Source organism: Knoellia sp. AC549, from assembly GCF_979258975.1.
On record NZ_OZ409890.1, the window covers coordinates 3,078,711 to 3,103,114 of the forward strand.

General features: G+C 70.0%; 26 protein-coding genes and 1 pseudogene. 14 read left to right on the forward strand and 13 right to left on the reverse strand.

Annotated elements, in window-relative coordinates; genetic code table 11:
- Positions 1 to 9: 9 nt before the first annotated feature.
- The 4 genes from ACZZ98_RS14995 to ACZZ98_RS15010 form a co-directional block, all read right to left on the reverse strand.
- The gene (locus ACZZ98_RS14995) at positions 10 to 744 is read right to left on the reverse strand and encodes a hypothetical protein (protein WP_463516993.1); all 735 of its coding nucleotides are present in this window, start codon (positions 742 to 744) and stop codon (positions 10 to 12) included.
- On the reverse strand, positions 741 to 1,913 hold the full coding sequence (locus ACZZ98_RS15000; protein WP_463516994.1) for a hypothetical protein: 1,173 nt from the start codon (positions 1,911 to 1,913) through the stop codon (positions 741 to 743). Before ACZZ98_RS15000 ends, ACZZ98_RS14995 begins: the two co-directional genes overlap by 4 nt.
- A gap of 138 nt (positions 1,914 to 2,051) precedes the next feature.
- The gene (locus ACZZ98_RS15005; protein WP_463516995.1) at positions 2,052 to 3,806 is read right to left on the reverse strand and encodes an ABC transporter permease; all 1,755 of its coding nucleotides are present in this window, start codon (positions 3,804 to 3,806) and stop codon (positions 2,052 to 2,054) included.
- Positions 3,803 to 4,576 carry an ABC transporter ATP-binding protein gene (locus ACZZ98_RS15010; RefSeq protein ID WP_463516996.1) on the reverse strand — a complete coding sequence of 258 codons (774 nt, stop codon included), beginning with the start codon at positions 4,574 to 4,576 and terminating at the stop codon, positions 3,803 to 3,805. Before ACZZ98_RS15010 ends, ACZZ98_RS15005 begins: the two co-directional genes overlap by 4 nt.
- A gap of 103 nt (positions 4,577 to 4,679) precedes the next feature.
- Here ACZZ98_RS15010 and ACZZ98_RS15015 point away from each other — a divergent pair, with 103 nt between their 5' ends.
- A complete protein-coding gene (locus tag ACZZ98_RS15015) occupies positions 4,680 to 5,117 on the forward strand; it encodes a hypothetical protein (protein ID WP_463516997.1) in 438 nt (145 codons plus the stop codon).
- Here ACZZ98_RS15015 and ACZZ98_RS15020 read toward each other — a convergent pair.
- The 5 genes from ACZZ98_RS15020 to ACZZ98_RS15040 form a co-directional block, all read right to left on the reverse strand.
- Complete coding sequence (locus ACZZ98_RS15020; RefSeq protein WP_463516998.1) at positions 5,114 to 5,761, reverse strand: response regulator; 648 nt, start codon at positions 5,759 to 5,761, stop codon at positions 5,114 to 5,116. The two genes, ACZZ98_RS15015 and ACZZ98_RS15020, sit on opposite strands and share 4 nt — an antisense overlap.
- The gene (locus ACZZ98_RS15025; protein ID WP_463516999.1) at positions 5,758 to 6,915 is read right to left on the reverse strand and encodes a sensor histidine kinase; all 1,158 of its coding nucleotides are present in this window, start codon (positions 6,913 to 6,915) and stop codon (positions 5,758 to 5,760) included. Before ACZZ98_RS15025 ends, ACZZ98_RS15020 begins: the two co-directional genes overlap by 4 nt.
- Before the next feature lie 111 nt (positions 6,916 to 7,026).
- Positions 7,027 to 7,884, reverse strand: a complete 858-nt coding sequence (locus ACZZ98_RS15030; RefSeq protein WP_463517000.1) for a phage tail tip lysozyme — start codon at positions 7,882 to 7,884, stop codon at positions 7,027 to 7,029.
- Between the two features lie 119 nt (positions 7,885 to 8,003).
- A complete protein-coding gene (locus ACZZ98_RS15035; RefSeq protein ID WP_463517001.1) occupies positions 8,004 to 8,876 on the reverse strand; it encodes a peptidase inhibitor family I36 protein in 873 nt (290 codons plus the stop codon).
- Positions 8,877 to 8,947: 71 nt separating this feature from the next.
- Positions 8,948 to 9,811 (reverse strand): peptidoglycan-binding protein, encoded by an 864-nt coding sequence (locus tag ACZZ98_RS15040; protein WP_463517002.1) that lies wholly within the window; start codon positions 9,809 to 9,811, stop codon positions 8,948 to 8,950.
- A 103-nt stretch (positions 9,812 to 9,914) separates the two neighbouring features.
- On the opposite strand from ACZZ98_RS15040, the gene ACZZ98_RS15045 reads away from it, so the two are divergent.
- From ACZZ98_RS15045 to ACZZ98_RS15075, 7 genes are all read left to right on the forward strand, one after another.
- A complete protein-coding gene (locus ACZZ98_RS15045; RefSeq protein ID WP_463517003.1) occupies positions 9,915 to 10,400 on the forward strand; it encodes a guanyl-specific ribonuclease in 486 nt (161 codons plus the stop codon).
- A complete protein-coding gene (locus tag ACZZ98_RS15050) occupies positions 10,400 to 10,744 on the forward strand; it encodes a barstar family protein (protein WP_463517004.1) in 345 nt (114 codons plus the stop codon). The genes ACZZ98_RS15045 and ACZZ98_RS15050 overlap by 1 nt, the downstream gene beginning before the upstream one ends.
- Before the next feature lie 31 nt (positions 10,745 to 10,775).
- Entirely contained in the window at positions 10,776 to 11,282 is a 507-nt protein-coding gene (locus tag ACZZ98_RS15055; protein WP_463517005.1) for an acyl-CoA thioesterase, read from the forward strand.
- Entirely contained in the window at positions 11,279 to 12,469 is a 1,191-nt protein-coding gene (dxr, locus tag ACZZ98_RS15060) for a 1-deoxy-D-xylulose-5-phosphate reductoisomerase (protein ID WP_463517006.1), read from the forward strand. The genes ACZZ98_RS15055 and dxr overlap by 4 nt, the downstream gene beginning before the upstream one ends.
- A gap of 30 nt (positions 12,470 to 12,499) precedes the next feature.
- Positions 12,500 to 13,864: a M50 family metallopeptidase gene (locus ACZZ98_RS15065; protein WP_463517007.1), complete on the forward strand. Its 1,365-nt coding sequence runs from the start codon at positions 12,500 to 12,502 to the stop codon at positions 13,862 to 13,864.
- A 164-nt stretch (positions 13,865 to 14,028) separates the two neighbouring features.
- Entirely contained in the window at positions 14,029 to 15,189 is a 1,161-nt protein-coding gene (gene ispG / locus ACZZ98_RS15070) for a flavodoxin-dependent (E)-4-hydroxy-3-methylbut-2-enyl-diphosphate synthase (RefSeq protein WP_463517008.1), read from the forward strand.
- 92 nt (positions 15,190 to 15,281) lie between these two features.
- A complete protein-coding gene (locus tag ACZZ98_RS15075; RefSeq protein WP_463517009.1) occupies positions 15,282 to 16,127 on the forward strand; it encodes a GNAT family N-acetyltransferase in 846 nt (281 codons plus the stop codon).
- Positions 16,128 to 16,167: 40 nt separating this feature from the next.
- Here ACZZ98_RS15075 and ACZZ98_RS15080 read toward each other — a convergent pair whose 3' ends face one another.
- Both ACZZ98_RS15080 and ACZZ98_RS15085 read right to left on the reverse strand, forming a co-directional pair.
- Complete coding sequence (locus ACZZ98_RS15080) at positions 16,168 to 17,046, reverse strand: PDDEXK family nuclease (protein ID WP_463517010.1); 879 nt, start codon at positions 17,044 to 17,046, stop codon at positions 16,168 to 16,170.
- A 204-nt stretch (positions 17,047 to 17,250) separates the two neighbouring features.
- On the reverse strand, positions 17,251 to 17,754 hold the full coding sequence (locus ACZZ98_RS15085; protein ID WP_463517011.1) for a hypothetical protein: 504 nt from the start codon (positions 17,752 to 17,754) through the stop codon (positions 17,251 to 17,253).
- Between the two features lie 160 nt (positions 17,755 to 17,914).
- Between ACZZ98_RS15085 and ACZZ98_RS15090 the strand changes: the two genes are divergently transcribed.
- Complete coding sequence (locus ACZZ98_RS15090; protein ID WP_463517012.1) at positions 17,915 to 18,319, forward strand: DoxX family protein; 405 nt, start codon at positions 17,915 to 17,917, stop codon at positions 18,317 to 18,319.
- Positions 18,320 to 18,504: 185 nt separating this feature from the next.
- Here the strand turns inward: ACZZ98_RS15090 and ACZZ98_RS15095 are convergent.
- Together ACZZ98_RS15095 and ACZZ98_RS15100 are read right to left on the reverse strand one after the other, a co-directional pair.
- A pseudogene (locus ACZZ98_RS15095) lies at positions 18,505 to 19,068 on the reverse strand (MSMEG_1061 family FMN-dependent PPOX-type flavoprotein); the annotation flags it as partial.
- Positions 18,966 to 19,496: an MGMT family protein gene (locus tag ACZZ98_RS15100; protein ID WP_463517013.1), complete on the reverse strand. Its 531-nt coding sequence runs from the start codon at positions 19,494 to 19,496 to the stop codon at positions 18,966 to 18,968. The gene ACZZ98_RS15100 and the pseudogene ACZZ98_RS15095, both read right to left, overlap by 103 nt.
- A gap of 139 nt (positions 19,497 to 19,635) precedes the next feature.
- Between ACZZ98_RS15100 and ACZZ98_RS15105 the strand changes: the two genes are divergently transcribed.
- Genes ACZZ98_RS15105 through ACZZ98_RS15125 form a run of 5 tightly spaced genes read left to right on the forward strand, consistent with a single transcriptional unit; the run spans position 19,636 to position 24,371 of the window.
- Positions 19,636 to 21,417, forward strand: a complete 1,782-nt coding sequence (locus ACZZ98_RS15105; protein ID WP_463517014.1) for a proline--tRNA ligase — start codon at positions 19,636 to 19,638, stop codon at positions 21,415 to 21,417.
- Entirely contained in the window at positions 21,414 to 22,181 is a 768-nt protein-coding gene (locus ACZZ98_RS15110; protein WP_463517015.1) for an HAD family hydrolase, read from the forward strand. The genes ACZZ98_RS15105 and ACZZ98_RS15110 overlap by 4 nt, the downstream gene beginning before the upstream one ends.
- Complete coding sequence (locus ACZZ98_RS15115; RefSeq protein ID WP_463517016.1) at positions 22,182 to 22,961, forward strand: TSUP family transporter; 780 nt, start codon at positions 22,182 to 22,184, stop codon at positions 22,959 to 22,961.
- A complete protein-coding gene (locus ACZZ98_RS15120) occupies positions 22,951 to 23,628 on the forward strand; it encodes a nucleoside/nucleotide kinase family protein (protein ID WP_463517017.1) in 678 nt (225 codons plus the stop codon). The genes ACZZ98_RS15115 and ACZZ98_RS15120 overlap by 11 nt, the downstream gene beginning before the upstream one ends.
- Complete coding sequence (locus ACZZ98_RS15125; protein WP_463517018.1) at positions 23,625 to 24,371, forward strand: cobalt-precorrin-6A reductase; 747 nt, start codon at positions 23,625 to 23,627, stop codon at positions 24,369 to 24,371. Before ACZZ98_RS15120 ends, ACZZ98_RS15125 begins: the two co-directional genes overlap by 4 nt.
- Positions 24,372 to 24,404: the final 33 nt, after the last annotated feature.

Here is a 24,404-nt window from a genome sequence, read left to right on the forward strand (position 1 = left end):
CCGTGATCGTCAGGCGGGCTTCCGGTCGCCGGTGTAGGTGTACGTGGACTTCGGGTTGTTCACGAAGCAGCCGTTCCCCTGCAGCCTGTAGCCGGCGAAGTTGGACACGATCTGCACCGTGGTGTCGGTCAGCGTCATGGTCACGGCAGCCCGGCGCACACCGAACAGGGTCTTGTCGCACGGGTCGGTGGGAGGGGGCACCGCCGGGATGCTCCACCGGCCGGGGCCGGCGGGCGTGAGCACGACGGTGGACTTCCCGATGGGGCTGTAGACCGAGCAGGACCCGGTGCGGCAGTCGATCTGGTACGAGCGTTGTTGGCGGGTGGGAGCGCGGTTCCCCACGGTGGACACCGCCACGCCGGTCGAGGTGAAGAGCAACGAGGTCGTGGCGGGCGCTGACGGTGAAGCGGACGGAGTGACGGTCCCGGGGGAGGCGGCCGCAGTGGTCGCCGGAGCGATGGCCGGGGTCGCACCGCTGGTGGCGCCTGTCGGGACCGCAGGCCTGGGCTGATCGGCCTGGGTCGAGCCGTCCTGCATCATCACCGCCGCTGCCGCGCCACCGCCCAGGAGGACTGCGGCGGTGGCTATCCCGGCGGGAACGAGCCATCGGGGGCGGGGGCGAGGTCGGGGCCTGTGACGAAGGCTGGACACGTCGTCGGAGCGCGACTTCGCGTCGTCGCTGTGGGCGATCCTGCGCGCACTGGCCAGGGCTGTGGTCGGAACGCGGCTCTCCTGCCAGGTCATGCTGCGCTCGCTCGGCTCATCCTCAGGTCCCGGCGACCTTGCCGCCGGGAGACACGGGGCACCGCTCCATCAGTGACCCGCCGCTCGGCCGGGACCAGTGCTCCCGGGCGCAGCTCGTGCCACCACGACTCGAGCCCGGTCGGGTCCAGCTGGGCGTGGACCACCAGACGTCGTCGTCGGCGTGAGCGGAACAAGCGGTCCACGGTGCCGTCATGCACGCCGGCGTCGAGTCGTCGGAGGAAGGCGACCTCCTCTGCAGCAGGTACGCAGGCTCGACAGGTCAGTCCCGAGGGGGTCTGGAACCTCCACACGACCCAGTCCCACGTCAACCACTCCGTCTGGGCCTGGACCCCGCCGGGTCGCCGCCTCGCTGCGATGTCGGTCTGCCCCACGTCACCGGGCTCGGAGCCGAGGCTGACCGACGAGGGGTCGTCGTCACCTGCGCGTCGAAGTGGCAGGTCTCCGACCGCCAGGGCGTCGAGGTCTCGCACAGGAAGTCCATGGGCGAGGGCGAAGGGCCGAGCCCACGACCAGACCTGCCCGAGCTGGAGCCGCGGTGGCTCGGCGACGTACCAGCCGAACTTCTCCCGCGAACGCACGACGGTGGGCCGGTGGACCACGGGTGCGGGCCCTGCGAGCAGGCCCGAGACGCAGGCGGTGAGCAGGACCGTGCCAACCTCGAGCCATCTGCCCTCGAGGTACTCGGTCCCCACCTCGAGCCGACCGCGGCGGGGGCGGACGAAGATGCCCGAGGAGCCTGTCGGCTCGACGGCGTCCGCCAGGGCCCCGACACAGGTGTCGACGAGACGGCGACCGGTGCGCACGACGAGGTGGTCCGGTGTCGAGATGTTGAGGTGCGTCGAGAAACCGGTTACGGACGTCACGCCGTGGTTCCCGCAGGCGCGAGCCAGCTCGGTGCGCTCCCGACGGAGGAGGGAGTCAATCCGCTGCGGCAGGTCGGGGGCCATCGGCAGCGGTGGGGTGGCCAGCTCGGCCTCCCACCCGTCAGCCGTCAGGGCGACCGCCGAGGGCAGCCGCCGGGCTCGTGGGTCACCTGGATCGAGAGTCGCCAGGCCGACGGCCACGTGTGGCAGGAGCTGGCGGAAGTCGACCGGTCGTGTGCCCGCCCACAGCCGGTACTCGTGCTCCACACCGAACCTGAAGGACATCACCGCCTCCTCACGCGCACGGCGGAGGTGCCACCGCGTGCGGTCGACGCTAGGGCCGTGGCAGGTGCCGGACCATGGCCCGAACAGTCCCCCCTGCGCCACCCCGGAAGGCCATTGCGCCATGCCCCCCGGGCGGGCCTAATCATGAGATCCGGACGGACACTGGAGGGTGACCATGGGTGAGAAGGGCAACATCACGTCGGACGAGCTCGCGACGGCTGCCTCGGGCGGCCTCGGAGCCGTCATCGCCGGGACGGGAACCACGGTGACGGCGGTCTTCGAGGACGCCAGTGGCACGCTCAAGGACAAGGTCATCGACAAGGGAGCCGACGCGGGCATCGCCGCCGCCGAGGAGCGCTGGCGAAGGAACCACCCCACCGGTGACGGTTCGGACGGGGCTCCTGGTCCGGACAGCACTTCTGGCGAGGCAAAGAGCCCGACCTGACCCGGGGCAGGGGTCCGGCCATCACCGTCAACGGAATGGTCAAGCCGTGCCCACGTCAGCTTCTCGATGCGGAGCGCCTCGACGGGGGCGATGGCGATGGCGCGCCGGGCCGGACGCTGTGACGCGACGAGGACGAGCAGCGCTCCAGCAGCGGCGATGACGAGCAGGGTCCCGACGGGCACGCCGGAGACGATGCCCTCGGTCTCGACGCCGACGAGCGACTGCGCGCCGGCCGTGCCGTAGAGGATGCCGAGCCCGATCCCGAGGAGCACGGCGGAGGCCGACAGTGCGATGGACTCCTTGGTGATCATCATGCGGACCTGCTGGCGGGTGAAGCCGAGCGAGCGCAGGAGCCCGATCTCGCGGTGACGCTGGATGACGGTGAGCGACATCGTGCTGACGAAGCCGACGGCCGCGACGATCGCCGAGATGACGATGATGCAGATGAGGATCGCCGACGTCACAGCCAGGGCCTGGTCTGCCTGGGCCGCCTGGGCCGGGTCCATCTCCCACGAGTTCACGGAGGCGCGTAGCGCCGACATCCCGGAGGCGAAGGTCGTGACGAGGGTGACGCCGATGACGAGCCCCATCGTCGAGCGGGTGGTGCGCAGCGGGTCGAGCAGGGCGTTGCGCCGCGCCACGACACTGGCCGGGTCCTTGCCGAGGACCCGGCTGAAGGCGGCGACCACGCGAGGGATGACGAACCGGGCACCGATGAGCAGGCCGGTGCCCGACCCTGCCGCACCGAGGAAGGCGAGGACGAACGCGACGCCGGGGTTGGACTCACCGAGGAGGGCGCCCAGAACAAGGACGAGCAGCCCGCCGACGACCCCGGTCCCGGCCAGGACAGCCCGCCAGAGCGACGAGGTGCGAGGCGCCGGCGTGTGGGCCGCTGTCCCGGCGAGCGCGGCGGCAGGCGTCACGCGGAGCACGCCTCGCGACCCCATCCAGCCGGCGATGGTCGCGGCGACCGTGATGGCCGCGAACGCCGCGGCCAGCTGCGGATCCACCCAGGCGTAGTCGGCAGAGGGGAGCGTGTCGCGGGCCACGAGCACTGCTCGCACCACGTGGGTCAGGAGCGTCCCGACGACGATGCCGGCCAGGGCGCCGATCGCGCCGACGGTGGCGGTGCCACGCATCACAGAGGTGCGGAGCTGGCGACCGCGCGCCCCGAGCAGGCGCAGAAGCGCGATGTGCCGCAGGCGGCCCGAGACGACGGTGTCGACCGCGCCCACGATGACGACCGCGCCGACATAGAGCGCGATGAGGATGAAGACCCCGGCGACGATGCCGAGCAGCAGCCCCACCGAGCCGCCGGACTCCTCGCTCATCGTCATGAGGATCGACGACGTCATGATGAGCGTGGCGGCATACGACCCGCACAACCCGGCCACCAGACCGACCGTCCCGAGCTCACGCAGGCTGCCGAGAGTGAGGTTGCGCCTCATGCAGCACCGACCTCGAAGCCGATGAGGAGGTCCGAGATCTGTTGTGGCGACAGGGCGCCGTGGTCACCGACGAGGCGTCCGTCGGCAATGACGAGGATGCGGTCGGCATAGGACGCAGCGACGGGGTCGTGGCTCACCATGGCGATGGTCTGGCCGTACTCGCGAGCCGCGGTGCGCAGCAGCGTCAGCACCTCGCGGGAGCTGCGTGAGTCGAGGTTGCCTGTCGGCTCGTCGGCAAAGATCACCGCGGGGCGCGAGGCCAGCGCTCGCGCGATGGCGACCCGCTGCTGCTGCCCACCGGAGAGCTCGCTCGGTCGGTGGGTGATGCGGTCGGCGAGGCCGAGGGTGCCGATGAGGTGGTCGATCCAGGACTGCTGCTCGGTGTCGATGCGTCGGCCTGCGAGCTCGAACGGAAGCAGGACGTTCTCGTGTGCCGACAGGGTTGGCACGAGGTTGAAGGCCTGGAAGATGAAGCCGACCTCACTGCGGCGCAACGTCGTCCGAGCGTCGTCACCGAGATGGGTGAGCGCGGCCCCGGCGAGCATGACCTCACCACTGGTCGCATCGTCGAGACCGGCTGCCACGTTCATGAACGTCGACTTCCCGGAGCCGGACGGTCCCATGATGGCGGTGAACCCACCGCGGTGGATGTCGACGGTGACCTCGTCGAGGGCGGCCACCCTGCCAGTGCCCTCGCCATAGATCTTCGACACCCTTCGCAGTGACACGACGGGATGAGCTGGGCTGTGCTGCAACGGTTCTGATGTCATGGTTGCAACGCTAGGGACGCTGGGACCGCAGCACATCCGGCGACGGGACCAACCGGCATACATCGTCCGGTGTATGCCGCCGCGCGGCACGTAGGCTCATGGCATGAGCCAGACACCGGACACCAGCACCGTCGATGCCCTGTCCGACGCCGCGCGGGCGGCCGGTAGTGACCTAGATGCCCAGACCGCCCTCTGGCAGGCGATGTTCGAGCTGGACCAGTGGTACTTCGTCGCTCGCGGCACCCTGCCCGACGTGGCACCCCTCGTGGGAGTCGTCGACGGCGTCCCGTCGCTCCTCGCGTTCACCACCGGCGCGCGGGCGCGCGAGTTCGCGCTCGGGAACGGCTTCAGCGAGGAGGAGGCCAGCCAGGTCCTCGGCGTCCCGACCGGCTCCGTCCTCGACCTCTGTGAGCAGCTCACCACCCAGGGGGTGGAGCGACTCGTCGTCGACCAGGGCGTGCTGGGGTTCGTCGCGCCCCTGCCGCAGCTGCGACCCATCCACGAGTTCATCCACCGACCGCGTCGGGTGCCGCGCGACTAGAGCAGGCCGTGCTCGTAGGCATAGACCACGAGCTGCACCCGGTCGCGCAGCGCGAGCTTGCCGAGGATGCGGGAGACATGGGTCTTCACCGTCGCCTCGGAGAGGAACTCGGCGGCGGCGATCTCGGCGTTGGACAGGCCCTGGGCGGCGCGCAGCAGGATCTCGCGCTCCCGCGGGGTGAGCCGCTCGTAGTCCGGACCCGGTGTCGCAGTGGCGCGTTCGCGGAAGCGCTCGAAGACGGCGCGAGTCGCCCCGGCGGCAACGACCTGCGTCCCGTCGGCGACGGCCCGGTTGGCCGCGAGGAGGAACTCCGGCCGTGACTCCTTGAGCACGAACCCCGAGGCCCCCGCCTCGATGGCGTCGGCGGCCAGCTCGTCGAGGTCGAAGGTCGTGAGGACGAGCACGCGTGGTGCGTCGTCCCCGAAGCGCCCGACGATCCGCCGGGTCGCCTCGACACCGTCGACACGCGGCATACGCACGTCCATGAGGACGACGTCGGGACGGGAGGTCTCGACGAGGCCGACAGCCTCGTCGCCGTCACCCGCCTCGCCGACGACGGTGAGGTCGTCCTGGCTGCCCACGACCATGGCGATGCCGGCACGGAAGAGGGCCTGGTCGTCGACGAGGGCGACGCGGATCGTCATGACGAGCTGACCGGAATGTGCACCCTGACGACCCAGAGGTCGCCTTCGCGTCCGGCCGAGAAGGTGCCGCCCGCCACCGTCGTCCGCTCGGCCATGCCGATGAGGCCGTGGCCGGAGCGTTCGCCCGTCTCGCGGCTGCTGATGTGGTTGGTCACGCTCAGACGGTAGCCGTCGGTCCAGTCGACGACGACGCGAACGGGCGCCGAGAGGTCGCCGTGCTTGAGGGCGTTGGTGAGCGACTCGCCGAGGAGGCGATGGGCCGTGAGGGCAATGAGCGGTGACTCGTCACGCTGGCCCGTCTCGGCGATGTCCAGCGCCATCCCGGACGAGCGCATGCGCTCCTCGAGCTCGGCCTGCTGGGCATAGCCGGGCGTGCTCGGCTGGAGGGCGGGATCGCGCAGCTGGGCGACGATGGTGCGCAGGTCGGTGATGGCGGTGCGGGCGGTCTCGCCGATGACCTCGAGGGCCCGCTCCGCACCAGCAGGGTTGTCCCGGAACGCATATCGCGCACCATCGCTCTGCGCGGCGACGACGGCCCACGAGTGGGCGACGACGTCGTGCATGTCGGCGGCGATGCGGCGGCGCTCCTGCTCGATGTCGTAGAGCTCGGTCACCCGCCGGCGCTCGACGGCCTCGAGCTGGGCGTCGATGCGGGCCTGCACGGTCTGACGGCTCTGCCAGCGCAGGTATCCCGCAACCCATCCGCCGAACACGAAAAGGGCAGCGGTGGATCCCAGTCCGACAGCCGTGGCACCACGTCCGAAGCCGCTCATCTCGACGCCGCCGCGCGTCGCGCCGTAGGCCGCCGCACCGATCACCGCGACTCCTGCCGCGGCCATCCCGAACCGGCGCACCCGCGTGTCCCGATGGGACCCCAGGGTGAAGAAGAAGACGGCGTATGCCGCGTTGGCCAGGTAGGCGATGTCCGAGCCGAGCATCTGGGTGACCCCACCCGCCACTGCGAAGCCCGACATGGCCTGCCACGAGACGTGCCGCAGCCCCAACCCCACTGCGAGCAGCAGGGTCGCGACGGCCGCCCCGGCGCCGAGGCTGACGTGGATCGCGAACATGGCGAGGCCGAAGACGGCAGCGCCGCAGACGTCGATGACCAGCTGGCGTCGGGTCGGCCGCTGGTCGCCCCACACGTCGGTCATCCCGCAAGGTTAGGTCGCGCGCAGGATGCGCGTCGTCCCTCGCTCGACGGACCGGCATACCCCCGCGGATGTATGCCGGTTCGTCGTGGTCCCGCGCGAGACGCGGGGGTCCTACGCGTAGGCGTTGTAGACCTGCTGGGCGTAGCGGACGCGCGTGGCGTGCTGGCAGTCGCCACAGATCTCGAACTTGGACTCGAACGCCCGCACGGCGGCGTCGATGGTGGTCGCCGCCCTCAGGGTCGACTTGCCGTAGGCCGAGAAGGTGTTGAGCTCGTAGGTGATGAACTTCAGCTGGAGGTTGAGCGACCACACCGACTGGCCCTGCTGGTTGGCGTACCAGACAGCGTTGTCGTTGGCGTAGCGGTCCCAACGGCCACCGACACTCCACTGGGCGATGCCTCGCCCGGCGCCGCCGGGCTGCGAGGCCCGAGGGTCGATGCTGCTGCCGGACTCCTGCATGAGGTTGCCGACGATGCCGGCGGACTGCACCTTGGTGTAGCCGGCGCCGACGAAGTAGTTGAACGCGGCCTGCTGGTTGTTGAGCGAGAAGCCGTGCGAGGCGTTGTTGTTCTTCAGGGCCGTGACCAGGTTGGCCCTCGCGCCCGCCGGGATGGTCTGTGAGGTGCCCTGGTAGTCGCTGTTGTAGTAGACGGTGACCGGCTTGGTGCTGCGGTTGTGGACGGACGCGGCGTTGTTCTTGACGCAGATGCCCTGGCCGTTGCCGGGACCGCGGAACTCGTAGCAGCCCGGCTGGGTTGCGCCGTAGTCGCCGATCGACCCGGTGAAGTCCGAGACGGAGCCGGCCTGGTCGCTGTTGTAGTAGTAGCAGAACTCTCCGTCGTTGCAGACGCCGTCGCGGCCGGCGGCCTGTGCGGTCGACGGGAGGGCGACACCAGCCAGGATCATGACGAACGTGGCGAGGGGCGCGAGGAGCAACGAGGTCCGCCGCGTGGAACGGTTCGTGGTCATCTGGGTCTCCTGGATGCTCATGCGGGCTGGGGCTGCTGACGGGTGGGGCGCTGGAGGCGGGACGCGGCGCCGAGGACGAGGGTCCCCGGCGCCGCGACCGTCGTGAGGTCGATCGGGGATCAGCCGGGGGGCAGACCCGTGACGCCCTTGTTCTTGAGGAAGGTGTGGCCGTCGATCCTGGTGCCGTTGTTGCGCACCTCGAAGTGCAGGTGGGTGCCGCTGGAGTTGCCCTGGTTGCCGACGTTGATCAGCAGCTGGCCAGCGCTCACCTGCGCCCCGACGACGAAGGACGCCGGCTTGTCGCGGGCGTACCAGTGCGCGTACCCCATCCGGATGCCGCCGCCGCAGTTCACCCAGAGGTAGTTGGTCGAGCCGCTGACGCCGTAGGCGTTCGAGTTGGGGTAGGTCGCGTCGATGTCGATGTTGTCGATCGTGCCCGTGCACGCCGACTTGAACCTGCCGGTGAAGCCGGCGTAGTCGACTGCTCCGTGGAAGCCACCGCTCGGGTAGTACTCGCGTGCGGTGATCACGGCCGTGGAGGGGACGGGCGAGGCCCAGCTGGAGGCCGGCGGCGTGCCGATGTAGTGCGAGGCGTTGTTGTTCTTCAGCGTCGCGTTGAGGTTGACCGAGGCCCCCGCAGCGATGGTCTGCTTGGAGCCACCGTAGGAGCTGTTGAAGTAGACCGTGACGGACTTCGTGGTCTTGTTGCGCACCGACGCGACCTGGTTCTTGATGCACAGCCCCTGGCCGGCCCCCGGGCCCTTGAAGTCGTAGCACTCCGGCTGCGACGTGCCGTAGTCCGCGATCGACGTGGTGAAGTCCGAGAGCGAACCGGCGAAGTCGCTGTTGTAGTAGAAGCAGACCTCCCCGGTGTTGCATACGCCGTCGCGACCCGCGGCCTGGGCCGACGGGGAGCCGAGGGCGGACAGTCCCGTGGCGAGCAGCGCCACCGCTGACGCGCCGACAGCGGCGCGCTTCTTGAGCTTGGTCATGATTCTCCTGGCTGGGGTGGCGGGTGGAGCTCGACCGTCGCGGCAGGCCGCCGGACCGGTCATGGGTGGGGTCAGGGCTGGTTGCGCAGGTACTGCTCCCAGGTGATCCTGGTGACCTGCGGCCCGTCGTCGGGGCCGTTGCCCGACAGTCCGTTGCGGCCCTCGTAGTAGGCGCCGATCTGCTTCTGCGCGGACAGCGAGAGGTCGGTGTCGTTGGTGGCGACGGCGTGGATGTGCCATGGCCAGTCGTCCTGGCTCGGGTTGCGCAACCAGGCGGCGAAGCCGACACGGCGCAGGGCGGTGACGGCTGCGGTGCGCTGGGTGGAGGTGAGGGCCTCGGCGTCGAGGTCGACCGTCCCGCCGCCGTCGTGAGTCCCCGCGGAGGTCGGGTCGACGTCGGGCGAGTAGGAGCCCTGCTCGACGACGAACGCCTTGCCGGCCAGGAGCCGTGCCTCGGTGAGCATCGCGACGGTGCGCGTGTTGAAGGGGAAGCCCTGGAACGTCGTCCGGGCACCCGGCGTGACCGGCCGAGTGACCGAGAACCGTTGCGCGCCGAGGGAGGTCAGCGACGCCTTGCCGGGGAGCCCGGTGGCACCCAGCCCGCTGTAGCCCAGCGAACGCTGCCAGGAGGCGTATGCCGTGCGGGTCACGCTCCCGAAGTGACCGTCCACGTACTGGCTGGCCAGGAAGCCGCGCGCGACGAGCGCCTGCTCGACCAGGGTCACGCTCGGTCCGGCGCCCGCGGTGATGCCGGTGCCGGTCTTCACCGGGTCCCACTGCGCCGCCAGCAGCACCTTCTCCATGTCGACCGCGGGGAGGGCCGCGCTGGCGGGGCGGGCGCTCACGGCCGCGAGCACGGCGGCACCTGAGCCGGCGAGGAACACTCGTCGGCCGAGTGCGGCTCGCTCGCTGCCAGCGCTCGTCATGTCGATCATGAGGACCTCATCCTTGTTTGGTGGGCTGCGCTGCTGATGTCCAGGAGTGTGCGAGTGGGCGCTGCGATTCCGCTGCGAAAGCTCTGCGGGTGGTGAGGGCACAATGGCGCACGTGTCGAGACCAGCGCGTTCCTCCCTCGCCTGGTTGGCGCCGCTGCTCGTCGTCGTCCTGCTCCTGGGTCTGTGGTGGCTCGTGAGCCGCGACAGCTCGAGCAGTTCGACGGAGTCGCCCGGCGCTCGGACGACCTCGACCGCGGGACCCGGCGGGACGGCATACCCGTCCACCGGGAGGACGCCCGACTCGGGCCTCGACACGATCGCGGAGTCGAGGCTGCCCGGGGAGGCTCGGGCCGTGCTCGGGCTGATCCGTGCGGGCGGGCCCTACGAGTACGACCAGGACGACCAGACCTTCCAGAACCGCGAAGGCATCCTGCCGGCGCAGAAGCGCGGCTACTACCGTGAGTACACCGTGGAGACACCGGGTTCGAACGACCGCGGCGCCCGACGGATCATCGCCGGTGCGAGCGGTGACAGGTACTGGACGACCGACCACTACGACAGCTTCCGGCAGATCCAGGAGGGGCAGTGATGCGGGTTCTCGGTGGCAAGGTGGACCTCGACGGGCTCATCGCCGATGCGGTCGAGGAGGGGCGGCAGGTGCAGGTCGTCCATGGGGCGGCGACCAAGGCGGCGACGCTCGAGGCGTTCTCGCAGGAGCTGAACTTCCCGGAGTGGTTCGGCATGAACCTCGACGCGCTCGCCGACTGCCTCGACACCCTGGCCCGTGAGAGCGACGGGGAGTGGGAGATCGTCTGGGACGGCGTCGCCGGGCTGAGGCGCGACGACCCGCGAGCCGCTGCCGGCGTCGAGGACATCCTGCGCGAGCTGAGCGAGGAGCACCCACGCATCCACGTCACCCTCATCGACCGCTGACCAGCCGAGCGCCGCTGGCAGGATGTGGGGCGTGACGACACCGAGCGAGACCAACGTCCAGCTGAACGAGATCATGCGGGCCACCGAGGCCAACCTGCTCGGCACCGTGCACGGTGGCCACCTCATGAAGGCGGTCGACAGCATCGCCGGCGTCGTCGCCAACCGCTATGCAGGTGGGCCCGCGGTCACGGCTGCGCTCGACGAGATGAGCTTCCTCACCCCCGTGCGGGTCGGGGACATCCTGCACTCGAGCGCACAGCTCAACTGGGCGGGCCGCTCCTCCATGGAGGTCGGGGTGCGCGTCGAGGTCGACCGCTGGGACTCCATCACCGACCGGGTCCACGTCGCGAGCGCCTACCTCGTGTTCGTCGCCGTCGACGCCGAGGGCAAGCCCAAGCCCATCCCGCCCCTGGACCTCGAGACAGCCGAGGAGAGGCGCCGGTTCCGCGAGGCCGAGATCCGCCGTGAGCACCGCCTGGCCATGCGCGCCGCCATCGAGGCCTCGCGCGAGGCCGAGCGGGCGGAGGGGGACGCGTGAGCACTCGTTCCGTCTCCCTCCTCGGCTCGACCGGGTCGATCGGCACCCAGGCCCTCGATGTCATCGCCCGCAACCGGGACCGCTTCACCGTCACCGCGATCTCCGCCGGCAGCAACCTCGAGCTCGTCGCCCGCCAGGCAGTCGACTTCGACGTCCCCCTCGTCGCCCTAGCGTCCGGCTCGCCCGAGGACCTTCGCTCCGCGATCGATGCGTATGCCGCGGGGCTGGGTCGGACGGCATACTCGCCCGAAATCGTGGTCGGGGACGACGCGGCGGTCACGGCCGCTGGGATCGGCGCCGACGTCGTCCTCAACGGCATCACCGGCTCGATCGGGCTGCGCCCCACGCTGGCGGCGCTCGCGGCCGGCTCGACGCTCGCGCTCGCCAACAAGGAGTCACTCATCATCGGCGGCGACCTCGTGAGGCGTGCCGCGAAGCCTGAGCAGATCGTCCCCGTCGACAGTGAGCACAGCGCCATCGCCCAGTCGCTGCGGGGAGGCCGCGCCGAGGAGGTTCGGCGGCTCGTCGTCACCGCGAGCGGTGGGCCCTTCCGGGGCCGCACCCGGGCTGAGCTCTCGGACGTGACGCCCGAGCAGGCTCTCGCGCACCCGAACTTCTCGATGGGCCGCGTCATCACGACGAACTCCGCGACCCTCGTCAACAAGGGCCTCGAGGTCATCGAGGCACACCTGCTCTTCGACATCCCCTTCGACCGCATCGACGTCGTCGTCCACCCGCAGCAGCAGATCCACTCGATGGTCGAGTTCCGCGACGGGTCGACGATCGCCCAGCTGGGCCCGCCGCGGATGCTCGTGCCCATCGCGCTCGGGCTCTCCTGGCCCGAGCGGCTCGACGACGTCGACCAGCCCTGCGACTGGTCGCTGCCGCAGTCCTGGGACTTCGCGCCGCTGGACGACGAGGCCTTCCCCGCCGTGCGGCTCGCGCGCCGCGTCGGGGAGGCGGGTGGCACCTTCCCCGCGGTCTACAACGCGGCCAACGAGGTGGCCGTCGACGCCTTCCACGAGCGGCGCATCGGCTTCGTCGACATCGTCGACTCGGTCGAGCGAGTCGTGGACGCGCACGCGAGCGCGCATACTGGGAGTGATTTCGACGCCTCGTCCGTTGAGGGAGTGCTCGGGGCAGACGCGTGGGCCCGGGGGAGGGCTCGCACCGAACTTGGCCTCTGAACAACACTGGAAGGCGCTGAGCAACACATCATGACCGTTCTCGCATACATCGTGGGCGTGCTCGTCCTCGCCTTCGGCGTGGCGGCCTCCATCGCCCTGCACGAGGTGGGCCACCTCGCACCGGCGAAGCGCTTCGGGGTGCGCGTCACCCAGTACATGGTGGGTTTCGGGCCGACGGTGTGGTCGCGCAAGCGAGGGGAGACCGAGTACGGCATCAAGGCCATCCCGCTCGGTGGCTACATCCGGATGATCGGGATGTTCCCCCCGCGCGCCGGCGAGGACCCCAACATGATCCGCGTCTCGTCGACCGGCCGCTTCAGCCAGCTCGCCGACGAGGCCCGCAAGGCCTCGCTCGAGGAGATGCGCCCCGGCGACGAGCGCCGCGTCTTCTACCGCCTGCCGGTGCACCGCAAGGTCATCATCATGCTCGGCGGACCGTTCATGAACTTCGTCATCGGCACGGTGCTCCTCACCGTCCTCGTCACCGCGCACGGCGTCCTGGCCCTCCAGGACGGCGCGCGGGTCGCGAGTGTCGCGCAGTGCGTCAAGACGGTCGAGCAGGCCAGGACCGACCCGAGCTGCGCCGGTGCGCCCGCCACCCCCGCCAACGCCGCCGGGATCCTCCCCGAGGACGAGATCCGCAGCATCAACGGCGAGCCGGTCCGGACGTCGTCGGACGTGGGTCGCCTGGTGCGTCCCCGGGTCGACCAGCCGACCGAGATCGGCATCGTGCGTGACGGCACCGAGCAGACCCTCACGGTCACCCCGATCCTCAACACCTTGCCGGCCTACGACGACGCGGGTCAGCCGATCCTGGACGCCGACGGCACCCAGAAGGTCGTCGAGACCGGCTATCTCGGCATCTCGTCGGCAGGGATCCTCGACTACGAGGCCCAGCCGATCACCGCCGTGCCCGGCATCATCGGCGAGAACCTGTGGCGCACCGCCGGAGCCATCGTCAAGATCCCGCAGAAGATGGTCGGCGTCTGGAACGCCGCCTTCTCGGGCCAGGAGCGCGACGTCGAGAGCCCCATGTCGGTCGTGGGTGTCGGCCGGGTCGCGGGCGACGTGTCCGCCGGCAAGCTGGACGGCATCGTGGGGGAGTCGTGGGGCGACAAGGCCTGGTTCCTCGTCATGCTCATCGCCTCGCTGAACTTCATGCTCTTCGTCTTCAACCTCATCCCGCTCCTCCCGCTCGACGGTGGCCACGTCGCGGGCGCCCTGTGGGAGGGCACCAAGAAGGGCTGGGCGCGGATGCGCGGCAACCCCGACCCCGGGCACGTCGACGTCGCCAAGGCCCTTCCGGTGGCGTATGCCGTCTCGCTCGGGCTGCTGGTGATGTCGGTCCTGCTGATCTATGCCGACCTGGTCAACCCGATCAACCTCGGCGGCTAGCACCCCACTCCCTGCCGCATTATCGGGTGACCCGATAATGGGCCGCTTCACCCGAGTTGCCATTCCGGGTGGAGCGGCACAAAGTCGGGTCGAGCTGGGCGACGAACCGGTCTGCCGCGGGTGCGCGGACAGGCGAGCGGCCGGCATACCGGATAATGGGTGACATGACTGTTGGTCTCGGTATGCCGTCCCTGCCCGCTCCCGTGCTGGCGCCGCGTCGCAAGACCCGCAAGATCAAGGTCGGCAAGGTCGAGGTCGGGGGCGACGCACCCATCTCGGTGCAGTCGATGACGACCACCCCGACGACCGACATCAACGCGACGCTGCAGCAGATCGCCGAGCTCACCGCGACCGGCTGCGACATCGTGCGGGTCGCCTGCCCGAGCCAGGACGACGCCGAGGCCCTGCCCGCGATCGCCCGCAAGTCGCAGATCCCGGTCATCGCCGACATCCACTTCCAGCCCAAGTACGTCTTCGCCGCGATCGACGCCGGGTGCGCGGCGGTGCGGGTCAACCCGGGCAACATCCGCAAGTTCGACGACCAGGTCAAGCAGATCGCCGCGGCCGCCAAGGACGCGGGCGTCTCCATCCGGATCGGCGTCAACGCAGGCTCACTGGACCCGCGCCTGCTGCAGAAGTACGGCAAGGCCACCGCCGAGGCACTCGTCGAGTCGGCCGTGTGGGAGGCCGGGCTCTTCGAGGAGCACGACTTCCACGACTTCAAGATCTCGGTCAAGCACAACGACCCGGTCGTCATGGTGCGCGCCTACGAGATGCTGTCCGAGCGGGGCGACTGGCCGCTGCACCTCGGAGTCACCGAGGCAGGCCCGGCGTTCCAGGGCACGATCAAGTCGGCCACGGCCTTCGGCGCGCTGCTGTCCAAGGGCATCGGCGACACGATCCGCGTCTCCCTGTCGGCCCCTCCCGTCGAGGAGGTCAAGGTCGGCAACCAGATCCTGCAGTCGCTCAACCTCAAGCCCCGCAAGCTCGAGATCGTCTCGTGCCCGTCGTGCGGCCGCGCGCAGGTCGACGTCTACACCCTGGCCGAGCAGGTCACGGCCGGGCTCGAGGGCATGACCGTCCCACTGCGCGTCGCCGTCATGGGCTGCGTCGTCAACGGTCCGGGTGAGGCCCGTGAGGCCGACCTCGGTGTCGCCTCCGGCAACGGCAAGGGCCAGATCTTCGTCAAGGGCGAGGTCATCAAGACGGTGCCCGAGTCGATGATCGTCGAGACCCTCATCGAGGAGGCCATGCGGATCGCCGAGGAGATGGGCGAGCCGATGGACGAGGAGTCGGCGGGCGCGCCGAGCGTGACCGTCAGCTGACCTGCTGTCGGGAGCGGGCGGCATACCCGCTCGTTTGCCGAATTGATCCACGACGGCCGGTGTGACACGCGCTCGCCGCTTAGGCTGAGCGCGTGCTTCGCACCCGCACCCCGGTGAGGTCGCTCACCAGATCTGACGTCGACGACGCCCTCGAGCTCTGCTCGCGCAACGTCGCGGCGCACGTCTTCGTGGCCGCGCGCATCCTCGAGTCGGTGCCGAGCGGGACGCTGTCCGCGGCGATGGGCGTGCGCGAGGAGGGCCGGCTCACGTCGCTCTGCTGGGCCAGCGCCAACGTCGTGCCCGTCGAGACCTCCGCCGAGGCGCGCATCCTGTATGCCGAGCGCATCCGTCGCTGGCGCGGTCGGGTTGCGTCGTTGCTGGGTCCGCGGGACGAGGTCGTCGACCTGTGGGGTGCCTTGGAGCCGCACTGGGGTCCGTCACGAGCCGTGCGTGCCCACCAGCCGCTGCTCGCGACGTCGACGCCACCGTCGGCGCTGGGAGTCGAGCTGGACCCGCGGGTGCGGGTGGCGCGAGCTGACGAGGTCGACCTCATCCTGCCGGCAGCCGTGCACATGTTCACGGCCGAGATCGGCTACCCGCCCTACACCGGCAGCTCACGCAGCTATCGGGGCTCGCTGGCAGCCCTCGTCGCCCAGGGACACACCTATGTCGTCGTCGAGGGCGGCGAGGTGATCTTCAAGACCGACATCGGCTCACTGGCCCTGGGGTGCGCGCAGCTGCAGGGAGTGTGGCTGGCGCCCCGGCTGCGCGGGCAGGGTCTCGCCGGGCCGATGCTGGCGTCGGTGATGGAGCAGGTCATGACTGGCCCGGCCCCGACGGTGTCGCTCTATGTCAACGACTTCAACGCGCCTGCGCTGGCGACCTATGAGCGGCTCGGTCTCGCACCCGTCGGTGACTTCACCACCGTCCTCCTCTGAGTGGGCCAGACCAAGGGGGAGGTCCCACACCTCGCGACGTCTAGGCCGCGTTCTGTGGGACATAGAGGTCGACTGCGCAAGCCACCTGCCCCATGAAGTCGTGGGGGACCAGGCGAAGACCCAGCACGGGGAGCCTGAGCACGCGGTCACCCTCGATGACGACCTCGTTGGCGCGAAGAGCGTCGTCGACCGGGTTCAGCCCGGCGAAGTGGTGACCACCGTCCACCTCGACCGCCAGGCCCCGCCAGCGGGCATCGAGATAGATCCGCCCGCTCTTGAGCGCCACGACGTGCTGACGCTCGGGCTCTGGGATGCGATAGCGCCGGCACCACGAGGCGAAGTCCAGCTCGCCCAGAGCCTGAGCCCCATCGCAGACGTCCAGGACCGCGGTGTCGATGAAGTCGCGCCTCGGCGACCGCGTCGTCGACGTCCATGCGGCCAGCACCTCGTGAGGTCGGACAAGTCGCTGCTGCAGTGGCATACAGAGCAAGAGAGCGGCCTGGCGGTCGGACGCCGCCCATTGGGCGGCGTGGATGGTGGCCCGGGCCGGGCGCACCCGGGGCAACCCCGCTCCCATGGCGGGAGGAAGCGTCCGGCGCACATGGGTCGTCACCCCGGTGATCGCACGACGTCGGGCATTGCGGGGGAGGGAGAGATCGATGCTCCGGAGCTCGAAACCCGTCATGCCCTGGGCGACGAGGGCTGCGGCGCCGTCGAGCAACGCTCCCCGACCCGCCTCCCATATGGACCGCCAGAGATCGAGCCGCGGCCCTGCGGGCACTGAGAGGACCCGCACGGTGTTGGCTCCCACGAGAGCCCAGCGTCCAGCCCTGACCTCAGCCCGGATGGCGTGACGGTCGATGCCGACCTCGTGGAGCGCGGCACGGCTCACGACACCGTCGTGTTCAGTGGCTGCCATGATGGCGAGAGTCTTTCGGTCGGGCTGGGCAAGGGGCATCAATACAGGTTGGCCACAGTCGCCGTTCCCGGCCATACCGCTCTTCCCGACTGTGGACAACGAGGCCCCCGCGGCTCGGATGTGGACGACAAAAGGTCCCACACCTCGCGACGTCCATGCCGCGGAGTGTGGGACCTTGTTCTGCGCCGAGCCCCCGGGTGGGGGTCAGCAGCCGCCGCAGTTGTAGTAGAGGATGTCCCAGTGGTTGCTCTCCTTGGCATAGATGTTGCCGGCGCCTGACTTGTAGGTCGGCGCCCCGTCGCCGCGCGTGCCGTTGTAGGGGAAGGTCCCCGTGATGTAGTTGCCCGCACAGGTCGTGAGTCCGATGTCCACCTTGTAGCCGTTCCAGTGGCTGTAGGTCCCCGACGCGTGACCGGTCTCGGTGCCGCCGGTGATCGTGATGGCGCACCCGCTGGCCCGCTTGAAGGTGATGATCCCGTCGATCGTGGAGGAGTTCACCTGGTCGAACGACGTGCAGGTCGAGACGTTGCGGTTGCTGCACCCGCCGCTCGACGTCCAGCTGATCCCGGCGGCAGAGAGCTTGGCCGTGGCCTGGGAGTGAGTGAGCTTGGTGACTGCCGAGGCAGAGGGAGCGGCGCTGAGGACCGCCGCGACGGATACGGCGGCGACCGCGACGGTGCGGGCGCTGCGAGTGGCGAGCATGGTCATGAGAGTTCTCCTCGTGACGAGTTGGTCCCCACGGCTGTGAGGCCCGTTCTCGACGCTAGGTCGGCGCGGGTCAACGCCCGGTGAAGCCCGGTTCAGGAGTTGGTCAAGTTCCACGAGCGGTCGACGGCGGCCACGCCGGCTCTCTGACACGATGGGCGGCATGCGCCAGACGAACCCGCCGCTCGACAGGGCCACCATCGGACTCGCCACCATGTTCCTCGGGTCGGCGGCCCTTCACCTGGCGCGGCCGCAGGTCTATGAGGCGATCGTCCCCCACGCCCTGCCGCGCAAGCGCGAGCTCGTCTATGCCAGCGGTGTGGCTGAGATCGTGTGTGGGCTCGGACTGCTCCATCCGCGCACCCGCAAGGTCGCCGGTCTCGCCAGCGCCGTGCTCCTCGTCGCAGTGCTGCCGGCCAACGTCCAGATGAGCGCCGACCACGCGAAGCGGGCCCAGCGCAAGGGGGACACCGGCTCCAAGGCGTTCTTTGCCGGCACGGTCGCTCGGCTGCCCCTGCAGTGGCCCCTCATCCGCACGGCTCTGCGCGCCTCCGGCCGGCTGCGCTGAGGCGCGAGCGTCAGTAGAGACCCGTCGCGTAGGTCTCGCCGTAGTAGCGCTCGAGCTCCTCGACGCTGTCGAGCGGCCGCTCGGTGAGCTTGGCGATGTGGGCCCGCGGCGGCACCGCACCGGGCTGCCACGTCTCGGGGTGCCACAAGCTTGCTGCGCATGAACGCCTTGGCGCAGTGCCCGAAGATCTCGTCGATCTCGACGACGAGGGCGAGCACGGGACGATGCCCCTGGACGACCATGTCGTCGAACCACGGCGCGTCCGAGACGAGGTGCGCGCGTCCGTTGATCCGCAGGGTGTCGCCTCGACCCGGGATGACGAAGAGCAGCCCGACGTGCGGGTTCAGCAGCACGTTGCGGTAGCCGTCAGCCCGCCGGTTGCCCCTGCGCTCAGGGATGGCGATCGTGCGGTCGTCGAGGACGTGGACGAACCCGGCCGGGTCGCCCTTGGGTGAGGCGTCGCACGAGCCGTCGGGCGCGGAGGTTGCGACGATGCACAAGGGCGAGGCGGCGAGCCACTGCCGGTCGATGTCGAGCAGTGCCGGCCGCACCTTGTCGCGCACGGCCGGGGTGGGCTCGCCGAGCAGGGCGGTCAGCTCCTCGTCCGAGGTGATGATGGCGGCGCTGCGGTCGGTGTCGACGTCGGTCACGGCTTCCACTCCAGGTCGACGTCGGTCAGGGCGCGGTCGAGGATGCCGAGTGCCTTCGGGCCCATGCCGTGCAGGTCGGCCACGTCGGCCCGCCGCCACTCGCTCAGCTCCTCGAGCGTGGTGATGCCGGCATGCGTCATGGCGTCGTGCGCGGGGTTGCTGGTCTTCGGCAACGGCGTTCCCATGGTCGCGAGCGTATCGGCGATGCGAACCCGGTATGCCGCTGCCAGGGCTTCCAGGTCTGCGCGATGGTCCGCGATCCGACAGCCCAGTCCGTTGCGCTTGACGAGGATCCCCTCGTCGCTCCAGTGCGGTCGAGCCTGCTCGAGCAGGGGCGCCGGTAGGTCCCCTGCAGCATTGGTGATCCGCCACCACGGCAGGCCCTCACTGTGGTGGCGCATGAACGAGCCCACCTGTCGGGGTCCGATCCCCACGATCCGGCCCAGGTCCCCGTAGCTCACGACCCTGCCCCGCGGCACCAGCTCGACCAGCGTCAGCACCCGCTCGATCGTCAGCTCGCTCGCCATGGGCGCCAGCGTAGGCCGGTGGGTGCCGGCTCTGCGGCGGGCGGCACCCACGGCGAGCTACGCGGAATCCGGGTGAACGGCATACCTGGTCGTCGTTATCCTTGGCGAGTTCCCACCACCTGAACTCTGGAGTCTCCCCGTGGCCATGCGCATGTCGTCGCTGTTCCTGCGAACCCTGCGCGAGGACCCGGCTGACGCCGAGCTGCCGGGCCACCGCCTCCTCGTCCGTGCGGGCTACGTCCGCCGGGCCGCGCCCGGCATCTACACGTGGCTGCCGCTCGGGCTCAAGGTGCTGCGCAAGGTCGAGGCGATCGTGCGCGAGGAGATGGACGCCATCGGCGCCCAGGAGCTGACCTTCCCGGCCCTGCTGCCGCGCGAGCCCTACGAGGCGACGAACCGCTGGACGGAGTACGGCGACAACATCTTCCGGCTCCAGGACCGCAAGGGCGGTGACTACCTGCTTGGGCCGACGCACGAGGAGATGTTCACCCTCGCCGTCAAGGACCTGTTCAGCTCCTACAAGGACCTGCCGCTCAGCCTCTACCAGATCCAGAACAAGTACCGCGACGAGGCGCGTCCGCGGGCCGGGCTCCTGCGCGGGCGCGAGTTCGTGATGAAGGACTCGTACTCCTTCGACGTGAGCGACGAGGGGCTGCAGGCGTCCTACGCCGCGCACCGCGCGGCCTACGTCAAGATCTTCGACCGCCTCGGCTTCGAGTACGTCATCGTCAAGGCGCAGTCCGGGGCGATGGGTGGCTCGGCGAGCGAGGAGTTCCTCGCCGTCAGCGCGATCGGGGAGGACACGTTCGTCCGCAACGACGCAGGCACGTATGCCGCGAACGTCGAGGCCGTCGTAGTACCCCAGGCCGAGCCCGTCGACGCCTCGGGCGTGCCGGCCGCGCACGTCGAGGACACCCCCGACACCCCGACGATTGAGACGCTCGTGGCCTCGCTCAACGCGAACCACCCGCGCCAGGACGGCCGCGAGTGGACGGCCTCCGACACCCTCAAGAACGTCATCGTCGTGCTCGTCCACCCGGACGGCACGCGCGAGCCCCTCGCCATCGGAGTGCCGGGCGACCGCGAGGTCGACGCCAAGCGACTCGAGGCCCAGGTCGGCCCGGCCGAGGTGGCGGCGTTCGAGGAGAAGGACTTCGCGGCGCACCCGATGCTCACCAAGGGCTACATCGGGCCGGGCGTGCTGGGCGAGGAGCGTGAGTCCAAGATCCGATACCTGCTCGACCCGTCGATCGCCGAGGGCTCTGCCTGGGTGACCGGAGCCGACGAGCACGGCAAGCACGTCCTCGACCTCGTCCATGGCCGTGACTTCACCGCCGACGGCACCATCCAGGCCGCCGAGGTGCGCGAGGGCGACCCGAGCCCCGACGGGCAGGGCGTCCTGCACACGGCCCGTGGCATCGAGATGGGCCACATCTTCCAGCTTGGCCGCAAGTTCGCCGAGGCTCTCGACCTCAGGGTGCTCGACGAGAACGGCAAGCTCGTCACCGTGACGATGGGGTCCTACGGCGTCGGTGTCTCGCGCGCGGTCGCCGCCATCGCCGAGGGCAACCTCGACGACATCGGCCTGTGCTGGCCGCGCGCCGTCACGCCCGCCGACGTCCATGTCGTCGCCACCGGCAAGAACCGGGACCGCGACGGTGACGTCTTCGCCAAGGCCGACGAGATCACGGCAGCGCTGGAGTCGGCCGGGCTCGACGTGCTCTACGACGACCGCGAGAAGGTCAGCCCCGGCGTGAAGTTCAAGGACTCCGAGCTCATCGGCATCCCCACGATCGTCATCGTCGGCAAGTCCCTCGAGAACGGCGTCATCGAGATCAAGGACCGCCGCTCCGGTGAGCGCCGCGAGGTCGCGGTCGACTCCGCCCTCGACGAGGTGCTGGCCGAGGTTGGTCGCGCGTGAGCGCGGGAGGAAGTGGCGCCCGCCCGCTCGAGGCCGTGATCTTCGACTGGGGCGGGACGCTCACGCCGTGGCACACCGTCGACCTGCCGCAGCAGTGGCGGATCTATGCGCGAGAGGTCCACGGCGTGCCGGTGGACGCCGTCGACATGCCCCCCGAGGAGCTCGCGGAGGCCGACTCGCTCGCGATCCGCCTGCACGAGGCCGAGGCGCGGGCGTGGGCGCGCGGGCGCACCGACCACAGCAGTGCGTCGCTGGAAGCCATCCTCAAGGGTGCCGGGATCGACGCGGCGCACGACCGGCACCATCTGGCGCTCGCGGCATACAGAGGGTTCTGGGAGCCGCACACGCACACCGACGACGACGTCCGTCCGCTGTGGGAAGGGTTGCGGGAGAGGGGTCTTCGGGTGGGAGTGCTGTCCAACACCATCTGGTCGCGCGACTACCACCGTGAGGTCTTCGAGCGCGACGGCGTCCTCGACCTCCTCGACGGTGACGTGTACTCGTCGGAGATCCACGTCGTGAAGCCGCACGCTGACGCCTTCCGTGCCGCCTGCGCAGCGGTGGGCACGGAGCCGGAGTGCGCGGTCTATGTCGGCGACCGTCCGTTCGAGGATGTCTGGGGCCCGCAGCAGATCGGGATGCGGGCCATCTGGGTGCCGCACTCCGACATCCCGGTCGACCAGCAGGTGAGCGTCGACGTCACGCCCGACGCGGTGGCCCACGAGCTGCTCGACATCCTCGACATCGTCGACGGCTGGCGCTAGGTGAACGATCCCGAGCTGACGACCCTGGCCCTCATGGGCCTCGCGGGGTTCGTCGCTGGATGGATCGACGCGGTCGTGGGCGGCGGTGGTCTCGTCCAGATCCCCGCACTGCTCCTGGGCTTCCCGGGGGCCACGCCCGCGCAGGTGCTCGCGACCAACAAGATCGCGTCGATCGCCGGCACGGTCGCCAGTGCCACCACCTTCTGGCGGCGGGTGAAGCCCGACCTGCGGACGGCTCTGCCCATGGCAGCTGTTGCGTACTTCGGGGCCATCGGCGGGGCGTTCATCGGGTTGCAGATCCCGAAGTCTGCGTTCAACCCGATCATCCTCGTCATGCTCGTCTGCGTCGGGGCGTACACGCTGTTCAAGCCGTCACTCGGCACGAGCACGGCGTTGCGGTGGGACGGCACGCGGCACACGGTGGTGGCGATGCTCGTGGGCTTCGCCGTCGGTGTCTACGACGGGACCCTCGGACCTGGCACCGGCTCTTTCATGGTTTTCGCGCTCGTCGGACTCATGGGATACGCGTTCCTCGAGGCCACCGCCAAGGCCAAGATCGTGAACTTCGCGACGAACCTCGGAGCGCTGACGGTCTTCGCGCCCGGTGGCCACGTCATGTGGAAGGTCGGCGCCGTCATGGCGGCGGCCAACCTCGTCGGCGGATATGTCGGCGCTCGCACGGCTGTCGCGAAGGGCAGTGGGTTCGTCCGCGTCATCTTCGTCGTCGTCGTGTCGGCCTTCACGATCCGGATCGGTGGGCAGGTGCTCGGTGTCTGGTGAACAGCGTTCTGTCGAGGACCTTCTCACGCGACTCGCCGGCGTGGTGGACGGTGCAGCGCCGAGGCGAGCTGTCCTCGGGATCGCGGGACCCCCGGGGGCCGGCAAGACGACCTTGGTGACGCGACTGCTCGCTGGCGCCGCGGCATACCCGGCACTGTCCGGTCGGGTCGCTCACGTGCCGATGGACGGCTTCCACCTCACGAACGCTGAGCTCGACTCCCTCGGCCGTCGTGACCGCAAGGGTGCACCGGACACGTTCGATGCTGTGGCGTATGCCGGTGTGCTGGCTGCCGCGCGTGCGTTGCCGCGCGCGGTGGTCACGGCGCCGAGCTTCGACCACGTGGTGGGGGAGCCGGTGGCTGACTCGGTCGTGGTGCCGATCGAGGCAGATCTTGTGGTGACAGAGGGGAACTACCTGCTGCTGGGAGAGGGCGACTGGGCGGGAGTGCCCACGTTGCTCGACGAGGTCTGGTGGTGCGCGTTGGCGCCCGACACCCGGGTGCAGCGGCTCGTGGCCCGGCATGTCGAGACCGGGCGCGACGTGGCCGACGCGACCGCATGGGTGCTGCGGTCGGACGAGGCGAACGCGCTGCGGGTCGACGGTGGAGCGGGGCAGGCCGACGTCGTGCTGCTCGACGGAGTTGTCGTGCGAGAGGGGCGTGCGTGACCCGCGTGCTGCTCCTGGGTGGGACGGCCGAGGCGCGTGCTCTCGCTGAGGCACTGGGCGACGCCGGTGTCGAGGTCGTGTCGTCGTTGGCAGGTCGGGTGACGCGCCCTCGTATGCCGGTGGGCGAGGTGCGCGTCGGCGGTTTCGGTGGTGTGGACGGACTGGCTGCTGCACTGGTCGAGGGAGGGTTCACGCACCTGGTGGACGCGACCCACCCGTTTGCGGTGCGCATGACGGCGAATGCTGGTGCCGCGTCGGCGGCTGCTGGTGTGCCGTGCCTGCGTCTGGCCCGACCCGGGTGGGGCTGGCACCCGGATGCGGGCGCGTGGCACTGGGTCGACGGGTATGACGAGGCTCGCGTGCTTGCGGAGCGGCTGGGGTCTGCGCGGCCGTTCATCACGACGGGGCGCCAGACGCTGGATCACTATCTGCCGTGGGTCGATCGGGACGTCCTGCTGCGTGTGGTCGAGCCCTTGGACACTGCGCCGCCCGCCACGTGGACCGTCGTGCTGGACCGCGGCCCCTTTGCTCTGGCAGCCGAGCGGGAGCTGATGGTCGAGCACCGGGTGGACGTGTTGCTGACCAAGGACTCCGGCGGTGCGTACACGGCCGGCAAGCTCACGGCGGCCGCGGAACTGGGGGTGCCTGTCGTCGTGGTGCGCCGGCCTCGGGTGCCCAGTGGCATGGCCGAGGTTGCCACCGTGGATGAGGTGCGCGCCTGGCTGCGAGCGTCGTCGAGATAGACCGACACGCCGGCGCTGTTCCGCATGGACGGC

Bases quoted from the DNA above. Each gene is read 5' to 3' on its own strand.
- ACZZ98_RS14995 (WP_463516993.1), bottom strand. From the start codon at position 744: ATGACCTGGCAGGAGAGCCGCGTTCCGACCACAGCCCTGGCCAGTGCG.
- ACZZ98_RS15000 (WP_463516994.1), bottom strand. From the start codon at position 1,913: ATGTCCTTCAGGTTCGGTGTGGAGCACGAGTACCGGCTGTGGGCGGGC.
- ACZZ98_RS15005 (WP_463516995.1), bottom strand. From the start codon at position 3,806: ATGAGGCGCAACCTCACTCTCGGCAGCCTGCGTGAGCTCGGGACGGTC.
- ACZZ98_RS15010 (WP_463516996.1), bottom strand. From the start codon at position 4,576: ATGACATCAGAACCGTTGCAGCACAGCCCAGCTCATCCCGTCGTGTCA.
- ACZZ98_RS15015 (WP_463516997.1), top strand. From the start codon at position 4,680: ATGAGCCAGACACCGGACACCAGCACCGTCGATGCCCTGTCCGACGCC.
- ACZZ98_RS15020 (WP_463516998.1), bottom strand. From the start codon at position 5,761: ATGACGATCCGCGTCGCCCTCGTCGACGACCAGGCCCTCTTCCGTGCC.
- ACZZ98_RS15025 (WP_463516999.1), bottom strand. From the start codon at position 6,915: ATGACCGACGTGTGGGGCGACCAGCGGCCGACCCGACGCCAGCTGGTC.
- ACZZ98_RS15030 (WP_463517000.1), bottom strand. From the start codon at position 7,884: ATGACCACGAACCGTTCCACGCGGCGGACCTCGTTGCTCCTCGCGCCC.
- ACZZ98_RS15035 (WP_463517001.1), bottom strand. From the start codon at position 8,876: ATGACCAAGCTCAAGAAGCGCGCCGCTGTCGGCGCGTCAGCGGTGGCG.
- ACZZ98_RS15040 (WP_463517002.1), bottom strand. From the start codon at position 9,811: ATGATCGACATGACGAGCGCTGGCAGCGAGCGAGCCGCACTCGGCCGA.
- ACZZ98_RS15045 (WP_463517003.1), top strand. From the start codon at position 9,915: ATGGCGCACGTGTCGAGACCAGCGCGTTCCTCCCTCGCCTGGTTGGCG.
- ACZZ98_RS15050 (WP_463517004.1), top strand. From the start codon at position 10,400: ATGCGGGTTCTCGGTGGCAAGGTGGACCTCGACGGGCTCATCGCCGAT.
- ACZZ98_RS15065 (WP_463517007.1), top strand. From the start codon at position 12,500: ATGACCGTTCTCGCATACATCGTGGGCGTGCTCGTCCTCGCCTTCGGC.
- ispG (WP_463517008.1), top strand. From the start codon at position 14,029: ATGACTGTTGGTCTCGGTATGCCGTCCCTGCCCGCTCCCGTGCTGGCG.
- ACZZ98_RS15080 (WP_463517010.1), bottom strand. From the start codon at position 17,046: ATGGCAGCCACTGAACACGACGGTGTCGTGAGCCGTGCCGCGCTCCAC.
- ACZZ98_RS15085 (WP_463517011.1), bottom strand. From the start codon at position 17,754: ATGACCATGCTCGCCACTCGCAGCGCCCGCACCGTCGCGGTCGCCGCC.
- ACZZ98_RS15090 (WP_463517012.1), top strand. From the start codon at position 17,915: ATGCGCCAGACGAACCCGCCGCTCGACAGGGCCACCATCGGACTCGCC.
- ACZZ98_RS15100 (WP_463517013.1), bottom strand. From the start codon at position 19,496: ATGGCGAGCGAGCTGACGATCGAGCGGGTGCTGACGCTGGTCGAGCTG.